The 12,961-nt window shown below is 68.0% G+C and carries 10 protein-coding genes; 4 read left to right on the forward strand and 6 right to left on the reverse strand.

What is annotated here, in order from left to right; genetic code table 11:
* The first annotated feature begins 78 nt into the window (after nt 1-78).
* Nucleotides 79-3,546 (forward strand): DNA polymerase III subunit alpha, encoded by a 3,468-nt coding sequence (dnaE, locus tag LZK98_RS10935; protein ID WP_233786563.1) that lies wholly within the window; start codon nt 79-81, stop codon nt 3,544-3,546.
* Between the two features lie 106 nt (nt 3,547-3,652).
* Nucleotides 3,653-5,245, forward strand: a complete 1,593-nt coding sequence (locus LZK98_RS10940; RefSeq protein WP_233782333.1) for a long-chain fatty acid--CoA ligase — start codon at nt 3,653-3,655, stop codon at nt 5,243-5,245.
* A 130-nt stretch (nt 5,246-5,375) separates the two neighbouring features.
* Here the strand turns inward: LZK98_RS10940 and LZK98_RS10945 are convergent, their stop codons facing one another.
* Both LZK98_RS10945 and LZK98_RS10950 read right to left on the reverse strand, forming a co-directional pair.
* Complete coding sequence (locus LZK98_RS10945) at nt 5,376-6,227, reverse strand: endonuclease/exonuclease/phosphatase family protein (protein WP_233782334.1); 852 nt, start codon at nt 6,225-6,227, stop codon at nt 5,376-5,378.
* Nucleotides 6,228-6,267: 40 nt separating this feature from the next.
* The gene (locus LZK98_RS10950; RefSeq protein WP_233782335.1) at nt 6,268-7,341 is read right to left on the reverse strand and encodes a PA0069 family radical SAM protein; all 1,074 of its coding nucleotides are present in this window, start codon (nt 7,339-7,341) and stop codon (nt 6,268-6,270) included.
* 52 nt (nt 7,342-7,393) lie between these two features.
* On the opposite strand from LZK98_RS10950, the gene LZK98_RS10955 reads away from it, so the two are divergent.
* Nucleotides 7,394-7,732: a VOC family protein gene (locus LZK98_RS10955; RefSeq protein WP_233782336.1), complete on the forward strand. Its 339-nt coding sequence runs from the start codon at nt 7,394-7,396 to the stop codon at nt 7,730-7,732.
* A 175-nt stretch (nt 7,733-7,907) separates the two neighbouring features.
* On the forward strand, nt 7,908-8,408 hold the full coding sequence (locus LZK98_RS10960) for a YbjN domain-containing protein (RefSeq protein WP_233782337.1): 501 nt from the start codon (nt 7,908-7,910) through the stop codon (nt 8,406-8,408).
* A gap of 131 nt (nt 8,409-8,539) precedes the next feature.
* Here LZK98_RS10960 and LZK98_RS10965 read toward each other — a convergent pair whose 3' ends face one another.
* From LZK98_RS10965 to LZK98_RS10980, 4 genes are all read right to left on the reverse strand, one after another.
* Complete coding sequence (locus LZK98_RS10965; RefSeq protein WP_233782338.1) at nt 8,540-9,556, reverse strand: LLM class flavin-dependent oxidoreductase; 1,017 nt, start codon at nt 9,554-9,556, stop codon at nt 8,540-8,542.
* 217 nt (nt 9,557-9,773) lie between these two features.
* A complete protein-coding gene (moaB, locus tag LZK98_RS10970) occupies nt 9,774-10,310 on the reverse strand; it encodes a molybdenum cofactor biosynthesis protein B (protein ID WP_233786564.1) in 537 nt (178 codons plus the stop codon).
* Nucleotides 10,306-12,192 carry a lytic transglycosylase domain-containing protein gene (locus LZK98_RS10975; protein ID WP_233782339.1) on the reverse strand — a complete coding sequence of 629 codons (1,887 nt, stop codon included), beginning with the start codon at nt 12,190-12,192 and terminating at the stop codon, nt 10,306-10,308. Before LZK98_RS10975 ends, moaB begins: the two co-directional genes overlap by 5 nt.
* Nucleotides 12,192-12,914 carry a uracil-DNA glycosylase family protein gene (locus tag LZK98_RS10980; protein ID WP_319937486.1) on the reverse strand — a complete coding sequence of 241 codons (723 nt, stop codon included), beginning with the start codon at nt 12,912-12,914 and terminating at the stop codon, nt 12,192-12,194. The genes LZK98_RS10975 and LZK98_RS10980 overlap by 1 nt, the downstream gene beginning before the upstream one ends.
* Nucleotides 12,915-12,961 lie beyond the last annotated feature (47 nt).

Consider the following 12,961-nt stretch of genomic DNA (forward strand, 5'->3'; position numbering starts at 1 on the left):
CGGCGAAAGCTGTGGATACATTCCTCCGCCGGCCGACCGGCGGTTCCCTTGGCGGCACTCGACTGGCATAGTGCCGCCATGCCGCATTCGGGTTTCGTTCCGCTCCGCGTCCTTTCGTCGTACACGATGCTGGAAGGGGCGATCGAGCCCAAGGCGATCGCCAAGCGTGCGAAGGAGCTGGGCTTTCCCGCGGTCGCGCTGACCGACCGCAACGGCCTCTATGCGGCGATGGCCTTTTCCGACGCGTGCCGCGATGCGGGCGTGCAGCCGATCATCGGTACGCTGCTGGCGGTGGCACGGCCGGTGCCGGACGGCATCGAGGCGCCGATCGACTGGCTGGCGCTCTATGCGCAGGACAAGACCGGCTACGACAATCTCTGCAAGCTGGTGTCGATGGCGCACCTCGACCGGCCGATCGAGATCGACGCGCATGTGTCGCTCGATGCGCTGGAAGGGCTGACCGACGGCCTGATCGCGCTGACCGCCGGCGGGGAAGGGGCGCTGGTCCGGCTGCTTGCCGACGGGCAGCTGGATGCCGCCAATGCCTATGCCGCGCGACTGGAGGCGCTGTTCCCAGGCCGGCTCTACGTCGAGGTCGTCCGGCGGCTCGATGCCCAGGAAGCCCGCGCCGAGCCGGGCCTTCTCGACCTCGCCTATGCGCGCGACCTGCCGCTGGTCGCGACCAACCCCTGCTGCTTCGCCGAGGCCGAGTTCCACGAAGCGCATGACGCGATGCTGTGCATCGCCAATTCGAGCTACGTCACCAGCGAGGACCGCCCGAAAAGCTCGCCCGACGCCTGGATGAAACCGGCGAGCGAGATGAAGCTGATGTTCGCCGATCTGCCCGAGGCGCTGGCAAACACGCTGGTGGTGGCGCAGCGCTGCGCGGTGGCGGCGCCCAAGCGCAAGCCGATCCTGCCGAGCCTGGCCGGCGACCGCGAGGGCGAGGCGGCGATGCTGCGCGAGCGTTCGTTGGCGGGCCTCGAGGCGCGGCTCCGGCAATGGTCGATCACCGACGAGGAGACGGTGAAGACCTATCGCGACCGGCTCGAGTTCGAGCTCGACGTCATCATCCAGATGGGGTTCGCCGGCTATTTTCTGATCGTCGCCGACTTCATCCAATGGGCGAAGTCGCACGACATCCCGGTGGGACCGGGGCGCGGTTCGGGTGCCGGCTCGGCGGTCGCCTGGGCGCTCACCATCACCGATCTCGATCCGATCAAGCTGGGGCTGCTGTTCGAGCGCTTCCTCAACCCCGAGCGCGTGTCGATGCCGGACTTCGACATCGACTTCTGCGAAACCCGGCGCGGCGAGGTGATCCGCTACGTCCAGCAGAAATACGGCCGCGATCAGGTCGCGCAGATCATCACCTTCGGTAAGCTCAAGGCACGCGCGGTGCTGAAGGACACCGGCCGCGTGCTGCAGATGAGCTACGGCCAGGTCGACCGGCTCGCCAAGCTGGTGCCCAACCATCCGACCGATCCCTGGACGTTGGATCGCGCGCTGAACGGCGTGAGCGAGCTTGCGGCCGAATACAAGAACCACAGCGATGTCCGCCACCTGCTCGACCTGGCGATGAAGCTGGAGGGTCTGCCGCGCCACTCGTCGACCCATGCCGCGGGCGTGGTGATCGGCGACCGCCCGCTCGCCGAGCTGGTGCCGCTCTACCGCGATCCGCGCTCGGACATGCCGGTCACGCAGTTCGACATGAAGTACGTCGAAGGCGCGGGGCTGGTGAAGTTCGATTTCCTCGGCCTCAAGACGCTGTCGGTGCTCAAGAAGGCGGTCGAACTTCTGAAAGCGCGCGGGATCGTCGTCGATCTCGACGGTCTCGGTTGGGACGATCCGGGCGTCTACGAGCTGCTACAGCGCGGCGACACGGTCGGCGTGTTCCAGCTGGAATCGGAGGGGATGCGGCGCACGCTGGCGGCGGTGCGGCCGTCGAACTTCGGCGACATCATCGCGCTCGTGTCGCTCTATCGGCCGGGGCCGATGGACAACATCCCGACCTTCGGCGCGCGCAAGAACGGGCGCGAGCCGATCGTCTATCCGCACCCGCTGCTCGAGGGCATCCTCGCCGAGACCTACGGCATCTTCGTCTATCAGGAGCAGGTGATGCAGGCCGCGCAGGTGCTCGCCGGCTACACGCTCGGCGGCGCGGACATGCTGCGCCGCGCGATGGGCAAGAAGATCAAGGCGGAGATGGACGCGCAGCGGGCGATCTTCGTCGAGGGCTGCGCCAAGGTGAATGCCATCCCCGAGGCCAAGGCGAACGAGCTGTTCGACTTGATCGACAAGTTCGCCGGCTATGGCTTCAACAAGAGCCACGCGGCGGCCTATGCGCTGCTCGCCTATCAGACCGCGTGGCTCAAGGCGCATTATCCGCACGAGTTCTTCGCCGCCTCTATGTGCTTCGACATGGCGCAGACCGACAAGCTCGCGATCTTCGTCGACGACATGAAGCGGCTGGGGATCGATCGCCGGCCGCCGGACGTGAATGCGAGCGAGGCCGAGTTCAGCGTCGAGGAAGTAGGGGAGGGGCTTGCCGTCCGCTACGGCCTCGCCGCGCTCAAGGGCGTGGGCGAGCGGGCGATGGAGCTGCTGGTCGAGGAGCGGATGCGGCGCGGCGATTTCGCCTCGCTCGACGATTTCGCCCGGCGCGTCGATCCGCGGCTGCTCAACAAGCGGCAGGTCGAGACGCTGGCGGCGGCGGGGGCGTTCGATGCGATCGATGAGAACCGGGCCGGCATCTTCGCGGTGGCCGAGACCATCCTCGCCGTCGCTGCGCATACGCACGAGAGCCGGACCAGCGGGCAAGGCGGACTGTTCGGCGAAGCGGACCATGGATCGGCGTCGATCCAGCTGCCCTTGAGTGCGCGCTGGACGCTGGCCGAGCGGATCAATGCCGAGAAGGACGCGTTCGGCTTCTTCTTTTCCGCGCATCCGCTCGATCGCTATCAGCATCTTGCCGCCGCGCAGGGCGCGCGGACGATCGTCGGGCTGGGCGAGATTGAGATCGCCGAAGGGGCGCGGACCAGCGCCACGGTCGGCGCTCTGGTCGAGGATGCGCGCTGGCGCACCTCCGCGCGGGGGCGGCGCTATCTGATGGCGACGATCTCGGACGCCACGGGCCAGGTGCCGGTGACCTGCTTCGACGACGATGTCAGCAAGGCGCTGGAGGACACCGCGCGTGATGGCGGGTGCGGGTTGATCGGGGTGGAGCTCGACCGCCGGCCGGGTGAGGACAGCGCGCGGGTCACCGTGCGGTCGATCCGGCCGTTCGACGCTGTTGCGGGACAGGCGCGGATGCTCCTGCGGGTGCGCGTGGATACCGCCGAGGCGCTGGCCCCGCTCGCCGATCTGCTCAGCGTGCGTGCCGGCCGCTGCGAGGTGATGCTGACGTGCGATGCGCCCGGCGGGGAGGCGCAGCTGCGGCTCGGTCGCGACTTCCTCGTCGATCAGGAGCTGGTGGCGCGCATCCAGTCGATCCCCGGCGTCGCGCAGGCTGCGCTAGAAAGTGCGGAACTCCGTCTCGTCGCCGGCTGATCGCGTGTTTCGTGTGTCTGGTATGTTTCCAGAAGGCTAGTCCCTCTGGACGTGCGGCCGCGTACGGATACAATCGCCCGACCAGAACAGACGAAATGGGCGAGGAATGCTGGGACAGATGCAGGACTACGAGCTGCGCGTGATGCGCCTGCTCGACCATGCCGCGCGCGAGCATGGGAGCCGCGAGATCGTCACGCGCTGGGCCGACGGCAGCGAGACGCGCACCGACTGGTCCGGCGTGGCGCACGACGCGCGGCGGCTGGCGCAGGCGCTCGAGCGGCTGGGGATGAAGCCTGGCGACCGCATCGCGACGATGGCGATGAACCACGCGCACCACCTGATCGCCTGGTACGGCGTGATCGGCATGGGCGGAGTGATTCACACGATCAATCCGCGGCTGTTCGACGACCAGCTCGCCTATATCGCCACTCATGCCGGTGATCGGGTGCTGCTCTACGATCGCGCCTTCCAGCCGATCGTCGACCGGATGAAGCCGCAGTGGACGACGATCGAGCATTATGTGGTGATGGACGGCGACGGGCCGGAGGGCTTCCGTGCACTGCTCGATGCCGAGGACGGCGAGTATGCCTGGCACGAGGGGGACGAGCGCGAGGCGTGCCTGATGTGCTACACGAGCGGGACCACCGGCCATCCCAAGGGCGTGATCTACTCGCACCGCTCGACCGTGATCCATGCGATCACCGAGTTGCAGCCGGCCGAGTTCGACCTGTCGACCCAGGCGGTGGCGCTGCCGGTGGTGCCGATGTTCCATGCGGTCGGCTGGGGCCTGCCGTTCGCGCTGGCGGCGGTCGGCGGCAAGTTCGTCTTCTCCGCGGTCAACGAGGCCAAGGTGCTGTGCGAGCTGATGAACCGCGAGAAGGTGACGCATTCCGCCGGCGTGCCGACGGTGTGGTTCGCGATGTTCCAGCACATCGACGAGACCGGGGAGGTGCCCAGATACCTCAAGATCGTCACCATCGGCGGATCGGCGGCGCCGCGGGCGATGGTCGAGCGGATCATGCGGATGGGCATCCGCGTCAATCACGCCTGGGGCATGACCGAGACCTCGCCGATCGGGACGATGGGGGCGCCGTCGTGGGATTGGGACGACCTCAGCTTCGACCAGCAGGTCGATCAGGTCAGCAAGCAGGGCAAGGTACCGTTCGGCGTCGAGATGCGCGTGGTCGACGATGACGGCAACATCCTGCCGCGCGACGGGGTGAGCTCCGGCCGGCTGCAGGTGCGGGGGCCGTGGATCATCCAGCGCTATTATGGCGCGGACGAGGACGCGCTGACCGCGGACGGCTGGTTCGACACCGGCGACGTCGCGGTGATCCATCCCGACAACGTCATGCAGATCACCGACCGCGCCAAGGACGTGATCAAGTCGGGCGGCGAGTGGATCAGTTCGGTCGAGCTCGAGAATGCCGCGGTCGGCTGCGCCGGCGTGGCCGAGGCGGCGGCGATCGGCGTGTTCCACCCCAAGTGGGACGAGCGCCCGATCCTGCTGGTGGTGCGCAAGCCCGGCAGCGCGGTGACGGCGGAGGAGATCCAGGCGCACCTTGCCGAATGCGTCGCGAAATGGTGGCTTCCCGACGAGATCCATTTCGTGGAGGCGCTGCCTCACACTGCGACCGGCAAGCTGCTTAAGACGGCGATCCGGGCGCAGTACAAGGATTTCAAGCTGGCGGCGGCGTAACTTCGCCTTCGTCCTCGTCACCCCGGCGATGGCCGGGGTCCACCGGGAGGCAAGCATAGAATAAGAAAGCTCAAGGGACGACACTTGAGGCGCAGTGGACCCCGGCCTTCGCCGGGGTGACGGTGGGTTGTCAGGGTTCGAAGCTTATATCCGCCACGACCGGGAAATGGTCGGACGGATAGCGTCCATCCCGGTTGGCGGTCAGCGTCGCCACCCGCTTGACGGTGAAGCCGCGCGACAGGATCCAGTCGATGCGGTCCGCCCCGGGCACGCCCTTGAAGCCGTGGAAGGTGCCGACCGGCCCCGTGTGCGCCGTCGTCTGCCAGGCGTCGGCCACGGCCTTGGTCAGGATCGCATGCGCCTTGCTGCTGATGTCGGTGTTGAAGTCGCCGGTCACGATCACCGGCCCGGCGTGGTCCGGCTGCCGCAGATAATCGGCGATCAGCGTCGCCGCCTTCTCGCGGGCGAGATCGTCCTCGGCACGATAAGGGAAATGGGTGTTGAGCAGGCGGAAGCGCTTGCCGTTCGGGGTCTCGAACACGCCCCAGGTCACCATGCGCGGCAGCGGGTGGCCCCAGCTGATGCTGCCCGGCACCGACGGCGTGTCCGACAGCCAGAAATTCCCCTGCTCGACGAGCTTGAGCCGATCGCGGCGGTAGAAGACGCCCATATGCTCGTCGCCATGGCCGCCGCGGCGGTCGATGCCGAACCAGGTGTAGCCCGGCAGCTGCGCGACGATATAGTCGGCCTGGTCCTTGAGCAGTTCCTGCGTCCCGATCACGTCGGGATGCTCGTTCCGGACCGTCTCGACGAGGATGTCGCGCCGATGGGCCCAATCGTCCGGACCGTCGTCGGCGGTGCCGTAGCGGACGTTGAAGCTCATCACGCGGAGCGTGTCCGGCGCGGGCCTCGCCATAGCCGTCTGCGACGCCAGCAGGGCCGCGAACATCACGAATTTCATGAAGATCGTGCTTATGCGCATAAGAAGATCCCTCCTCGGGTGCGCTCTAGCCGTGGGGCGGTCATCCGAACAGCTCCCCTTGCGGACCTTGCGGCGGGCGGAACAGATCGGTGCGCAGCGGCCTGCGCTCGCGGTTGAGGCCATGCTTGCGGCAGGCGATCTGGAAGCGGGTGCGCAGCAGCTCGGCCCAGGGGCCGCTGCCGCGCATCCGCGTGAAGAACTCGGGATCGTTGCGCCGGCCGTCGCGAAGCGAGCCGATCGTCGCCATCACCTTGGCCTTGCGGTCGGGAAAATGGGCATCGAGCCAGGCTTCGAACAGCGGCGCGACCTCGAAGGGCAGGCGCACGGGGATGAAGCCGGCGCCATAGGCACCCGCCTCGGCGGCGCGTTCGATCAGATGCTCCATCTCATGGTCGGTGATCGCGGGGATGACGGGCGCGATCGAGACGACGGTCGGCACGCCCGCCGCGGCGAGCTTCGCCACCGCCGCCAGCCGGCGCTCCGGGTGAGGCGCGCGCGGTTCCACGGTACGCGCTACCTTGGGATTGAGCGAGGTCACCGACACCATCACTGCGGCCAGCCCCTTCGCTGCCATCGGCGCCAGCAGGTCGAGGTCGCGCGTCACGCGGTCGGACTTGGTGGTGATGGTGATCGGATGGTTGCACTCGGCGAGCAGCTCGATGCAGCTCCGCGTGATGCGCCAGTCGCTCTCGATCGGTTGATAGGGATCGGTGTTGGTGCCGAACGCGATCGGACGGCAGACATAGCCGCGCTTCGCCAGCTCGGCGCGGAGCAAGGTTGCGGCCTCAGGCTTGGCGAACAGCTTCGATTCGAAGTCGAGCCCGGGCGACAGGTCGTGATAGGCATGGGTCGGCCGCGCGAAACAGTAGATGCAGCCGTGCTCGCAGCCGCGATAGGGGTTGATCGAGCGGTCGAACGGCACGTCGGGCGACTGGTTGCGGGTGATGATCGTCTTCGGCCGCTCGACGGTGACGGTGGTGCGCAGCGGTGGCGGCGCGCCGTCGATCCCTTCGCGATCGTCGAGCCAGTCGCCGTCGGCCTGCCGTTCGGGCAGGCTGAAGCGGGTGCTCTCGCGGTTGACGGTGGCACCGCGGACGGGTCGCGTCTTGGCCATTGCGCGAGACTAGGCGGTGATCTAGAACATATCAAGAACAAAGGAGGCGGATATGGCGAGGTTGAACTATGTCGAGCTGCCGGTGCGGGATATCGCCGGCGTGAGAGACTTTTACGAAACGGCGTTCGGATGGCGCTTCGCCGAGTTCGGGCCGAGCTATGCCGCGACCGTGAGCGGTGACGTCGACATGGGGCTGCAGGGCGACTCGGGCGAATGGACCGCGCAGCTGCTGCCGGTGATCCAGGTCGAGGATCTGGAGGATGCGCTGGCGAAGGTGAGGGCGGCGGGTGGCGTGGTGACGCGGCCGATCTTCGCCTTCCCAGGCGGACGGCGCTTTCACTTTCGCGATCCGCAGGGGCACGAGCTGGCGGCGATGGCGCCGGACAAATAGCTGCGGGGCAAACTGCTGTAGCTCGAACGAGCTTTACCGTCATTCCGGCGACCCGAAGGGCGGCGAGGCCAATGTCGGAATCTCATGCCGTTTCGCGCCTTCGCGGGAGATCCCGGCTTTCGCCGGGATGACGTTTGGGGATATGGGGCCGTTCAGAAAAAAGGGGAAATGGCGAATGAAATCTTGGATGTTGGCGGCGGCGATGCTCACCGCTGCACCGGCTATGGCCGAGGACAAGGCCGACAAGATGCTCGACCTCTCCAACCCGGAGGTGGTCGCCGCGGCAGTGCGTGACGCCGGCTACAAGGCCGAGCTCAAGACCAACAGCAAGGGCGAGCCTTATATCTCCAGCTCGACCAACGGCTCCGATTTCACCGTCGAGTTCTACGGCTGCGAAGGCGTGAAGAACTGCGGCTCCTTCCAGTTCTACAGCTGGTACAAGAAGGACCCGTTCTACACGCTCGAGCTGGTCAATGAGTGGAACGCGAAGAAGCGCTTCATGAAGATCGCGATCGATGGCGATGGCGACCTCGCGCAGTACATGGATTTCACCGCGGTGGGGCAGAGCAGCCAGAAGGCGTTCGCCGACATGCTCGACTGGTATACGGTGATGGATGCCGATCTCAGCAAGTTCCTGAGCGAGAAGCGCGCGGCGGCGGCGAAGCCGGCGTCATAGAGCCTCCGGCACCGGTTGAATCGTGCTCCTGCGAAAGCAGGAGCCCGGGCCGCAAGCGAGACAGCGTCAATCCAGTGCTCCTGCTTTCGCAGGAGCACGATTCACATTCCATTCCCCCTCGACGGGATGGATCACCGCCATCCGAGAGCGGGCGCCACGTGCTTCAATATGGCCTCGATGACGTGGGCGTTATACTCGACGCCGAGCTGGTTGGGGACGGTGAGCAGCAGCGTGTCCGCCTCGGCGATCGCCTCGTCCGCCTTCAGCTGCTCCACCAGCCGGTCGGGCTCGGCGGCGTAGGATCGCCCGAACACGGCGCGCATGTTGTCGATGATGCCGATCTGGTCGCTGCTGTCGTCGCGTCCGAAATAGGCGCGGTCGCGATCGTCGACGAGCGCGAAGATCGACCGTGAGACGGAGACGCGCGGCTCGCGGGCATGGCCGGCGTCCTTCCAGGCCTCGCGATAGGCGCGGATCTGCTTCGCCTGCTGGACGTGGAACGGCTCGCCGGTCTCGTCAGCCTTCAGCGTCGAGCTCTGCAGGTTCATGCCCATTTGGGCGGCCCAGACCGCGGTCGCGTTGGATGCGGAACCCCACCAGATGCGCTCGCGCAATCCCTCCGAATGGGGCTCGAGGCGCAGCAGGCCTGGCGGATTGGGGAACATCGGGCGCGGATTGGGCTGCGCGAAGCCTTCGCCCTTCAGCAGATCGAGGAAGACCTCGGCATGGCGGCGGCCCATGTCGGCGTCGCTCTGCCCTTCCGCCGGCGCGTAGCCGAAATGGCGCCAGCCATCGATCACCTGCTCGGGCGAGCCGCGGCTGATGCCGAGCTGGAGCCGCCCGCCGCTGATCAGGTCCGCCGCGCCGGCATCCTCCGCCATGTAGAAGGGGTTCTCGTAGCGCATGTCGATCACGCCGGTGCCGATCTCGATGCGTCTGGTGCGCGCGCCGATCGCCGCCAGCAGGGGGAAGGGCGAGGCGAGCTGCCGCGCGAAGTGATGGACCCGGAAGTAAGCGCCGTCCGCGCCCAATTCCTCCGCCGCCACCGCGAGGTCGATCGACTGCAGCAGCACGTCGGCGGCGGTCCGCGTCGCCGACTGAGGGGATGGGGACCAGTGTCCGAACGAGAGGAAGCCGATCTTCTTCATGCGATTCATCCGAGCCTGAACTTCGTGGAAGGGAGCTGGCGTCGCCCCGTTCCCGCCGCAAGCCATTCCTCGGAATGTCACCGTTTATGATTTGATGCTTGAGATTGGCGGATTCGATGCCCCAGAAGTCGTCGTCATGCTGGGTCGGGCCCGGCATGACTACGGTTATGGATGCGGCCAGGGCTCCTGCTTTCGCAGGAGCACGATCCAGCCGCTTCTACCGCTCCTTCAGCCGCGGCATCAGCTCGACGAAATTGCAGGGCTTGTGGCGGATGTCGAGCTGGCTGGCGAGGATGCCGTCCCAGCCGTCGCGGACAGCGCCGGTCGAGCCGGGGAGGGCGAAGATGTAGGTGCCACGCGCGACGCAGGCGCAGGCGCGCGACTGTACCGTCGAGGTGCCGATCTTCTGATAGCTCAGCAGGCGGAACAGCTCGCCGAAGCCGGGGATCGGCTTGTCCTGCACCCGCTCCAGCGCTTCGGGCGTGACGTCGCGGCCGGTGACGCCGGTGCCGCCGGTGGTGATCACGCAGTCGACCTCGGGGTCGTCGATCCAGGCGGCGAGCCTGGCGGTGATCGCGGCGACGTCGTCGGGCACGATCAGGCGGTCGGCGAGCTCGTGGCCGGCAGCGGTCAGCCGTTCGACCAGCGCGTCGCCTGAGCGGTCGGTGTCAGGCGTACGGGTATCCGATACGGTGAGCACCGCGATCCGGACCGGCCGGAACGCCCCCGTCTCGTCAATCGACGTCTCGTCAATCGGCACGGGTGAGCGCGGAGATAGCCTCGGAATAGGTGACCGGCGCGACGGGCTTCGCCGGCAGGACGCCGCCTGGACGCGCGGCCACGCGCACCGCGCTTGCGCCGCTCATGCCGGGGAACTTGGGCCACAGCCCCTGCGCCAGCGCCGCCCGGCTGGCGGAGTGCTTGCCGGCCTGCGCTTCGTACATCCAGTAGTTGCGCAGCACCGTCAGCACGTAGCCGCGCGTTTCCCAATAGGGGATCGATTCGATGTAGAGCAGCGGATCGCCGCCGTCGCGCATCTGCGTGTTCCACATCGCGACCGGCAGCGGGCCGGCGTTGTAGGCGGCGATCACCTTAGGGAGCAGGCCCTGGGTGCAGGGCTGGTCGCGGAGCTGCTCGAGATAGCTCTGCCCCACTTCCATGTTGGTCGAGGGCCGGGTGAGCGACGCGCGGTCGAGCCCGGCGAGACCCTTGGCGCGGGCAATGTCGGTCGCGGCCGCCGGCATGATCTGCATCAGGCCATAGGCGCCGGCAGGGCTCACCACGCCGATGCGGAAGCGCGATTCCTGGAGAGTGTGGGCGTAGACCAGCGCCTTGTCGACGCGCCAGCCGCCATCCGGCGTCCAGTTCGGCATCGGATAGCGGGCGGCGATCGCCGGATGCGCGCCGACGGGACCGTTGTGCGACATCCAGAGCTGGGTCGCGGGCAGGTTGAGGCGGCCGGCGAGGCGGGTCAGCGCGGCATATTCGGCCGGGTTGCCGATACGGGCCTGCTGGCGGATCACGTCGTCGGCGAGGTCCGTCTCGCCGATCTCGGCCAGTGCCGCGGCGACGCGGACGTTGGGGCGGCGCTCGAGCAGCTGCCAGTCCTCGGCGGTGGTCTTCTCGCCGGGCGCAGCGGTGCGGGCGTCGATGCCGAGCGATTCGCGGGCGAGCTGGCCGTAGAAGGTCTCGACATATTGCGCGGCGTTCTGGAGTCGGCCCTGGACGAGGTCCGGACGGCCCGAGGCCATGTCGGCGCGCGAAGCCCAATAGAGGCCGGCGGCGCGCAGGTCGGTATCGGCGGCGCGCTGGGCGACGCTGGCGAAGGCGATCGCGGCGGCAGGATAGTCGCGGCTGCGCCAGGCGGCGAGGCCGGCGACCCAGTCGGCCGGCGCGGCCCAGTCGCCGCTCCCCGTCTGCGCGAGCGCGGCAACCCGGCGAGCGGACGCGTCGTCGTTCGAGACGTAGTAGATCCAGGCAACCTTCTGACGCCACTCGGTCAGCGCCTCGGGCGTGAGCTCGTTCGCCTTGGCCTCGACCAGCGCTTCGGCCTCGGCGCCGCGATCGGCCTTGATCAGCGGCTGCATCGTGCGGGCGAGCTCGGCGGCGGCGGCATCGCTACGGGCAGTCGACTTCACGCGCCGGCGATTGGGGGCGCCGTCATACCAGATGAGCTGCTGCGCAGTCGGGAGCGCGGGCAGGTCGATCGCGCCGCGGGCCTGGGCAAGTCGCGCGATCTGCGGCGCCTGCGGCAGCTCGGGCGCGTCGGCGAGGAGCTGGGTGAGCTGCGAGACGTCGACCTTGGGCGAGCCCTTGGCGGTGTAGAGCTGGGCACGGGCGAAGGCGTGGAGCGGGCCCGGCTTCATCGCGTCGAGCTGAATCTGGGCGTCGGTCCAGCGGCTTTCGCGGATCGCGGCGAACACCGCGCGATAGGCGGAGCGCTGGCCGGCATCGAGCTGGTCGGGAATGCCGTCGCCCTGCGGCGCGGCGGAAGTGGTGGCGTAGCGCTGCTCTGGCGCCGCATCGGAAGCGGCCGCCGGCTCTGCGCCGGCAGCAGTGATCGCCGGCTCTGCGCCGGCATGGGCGACCGCCGGCAGGGTCATCGCGGCAATGGCAATCAGGAACGCGGAGCGCATCAGCGCAATCCCCCCATAAGCAACTGCAAGTCCCTCCAGGCTTCCGCCTTGGCTGCTGGCCGCTCCAGGAGGAAACGCGGGTGCCAGCTCACGACCGCGTCCACCGTGCCGACTTCAAGGTTAACCGATCTTAAACTTCCACGGGCCCGCGCACTGTCCGTCCCGATCAAGGCACGGCTCGCCGCTGAACCGGCCACGAGCAGCCGTTTCGGGGCGGCGAGGGCGATGTGGTGGCGCAGGAGCGTCGTGAGCTCGGGCAGCATCTCGGGCGGCAGGCGGCCGCCGACCGGGCGGGCGAGGGCGAGCGCGGCGAGATGGATGCTCGCGCGGTCGCGGCCGATCGCGGCGAGCATCCGGTCGAACAGGCGACCGGGAGCGCCGTCGAGCAGCGCTTCGCCCTCCGGGCAGTCGACGACGATCATCAGATCGGCCGCCGGATCGCCTTCGGGTGCGAGCAGGGGCATTCCCCAGCCGGCCTCGGGCGCATCGGGGCCGGTGCGCCAGGCGACGAAGCTTTCGAGCGTAGCGGGAAGCGGCGCGGCCGTCGCTTCCGCTTCCGCCGGCAGAGGCGCGGCGGCCGTAGCGGCAATCGCCGTCGCCTGGACGCGCCAGTCGCGCGGCTGGTCGGCGACGAGCGTGTCGACGCCCGCCTCTCGCCACCAATCGAGCGCGCTCTGCGCGAGCTCCTGCCAATCGTGATGCTGGTCCGCCCCCATCGCCATCCATTAGAATCCTAGCTTGACGCAGCCGTCAATCTGCCCAAACCGGA

Source organism: Sphingomonas cannabina (assembly GCF_021391395.1).
Taxonomy (GTDB): domain Bacteria; phylum Pseudomonadota; class Alphaproteobacteria; order Sphingomonadales; family Sphingomonadaceae; genus Sphingomonas; species Sphingomonas cannabina.

Excerpts from the sequence above, each read along its gene's own strand:
- LZK98_RS10950 (WP_233782335.1), bottom strand. The coding sequence starts at position 7,341 with ATGGCCAAGACGCGACCCGTCCGCGGTGCCACCGTCAACCGCGAGAGC.
- LZK98_RS10945 (WP_233782334.1), bottom strand. The coding sequence starts at position 6,227 with ATGCGCATAAGCACGATCTTCATGAAATTCGTGATGTTCGCGGCCCTG.
- LZK98_RS10940 (WP_233782333.1), top strand. The coding sequence starts at position 3,653 with ATGCTGGGACAGATGCAGGACTACGAGCTGCGCGTGATGCGCCTGCTC.
- LZK98_RS10975 (WP_233782339.1), bottom strand. The coding sequence starts at position 12,192 with ATGCGCTCCGCGTTCCTGATTGCCATTGCCGCGATGACCCTGCCGGCG.
- LZK98_RS10980 (WP_319937486.1), bottom strand. The coding sequence starts at position 12,914 with ATGGCGATGGGGGCGGACCAGCATCACGATTGGCAGGAGCTCGCGCAG.
- dnaE (WP_233786563.1), top strand. The coding sequence starts at position 79 with ATGCCGCATTCGGGTTTCGTTCCGCTCCGCGTCCTTTCGTCGTACACG.
- LZK98_RS10960 (WP_233782337.1), top strand. The coding sequence starts at position 7,908 with ATGAAATCTTGGATGTTGGCGGCGGCGATGCTCACCGCTGCACCGGCT.
- LZK98_RS10965 (WP_233782338.1), bottom strand. The coding sequence starts at position 9,556 with ATGAAGAAGATCGGCTTCCTCTCGTTCGGACACTGGTCCCCATCCCCT.
- LZK98_RS10955 (WP_233782336.1), top strand. The coding sequence starts at position 7,394 with ATGGCGAGGTTGAACTATGTCGAGCTGCCGGTGCGGGATATCGCCGGC.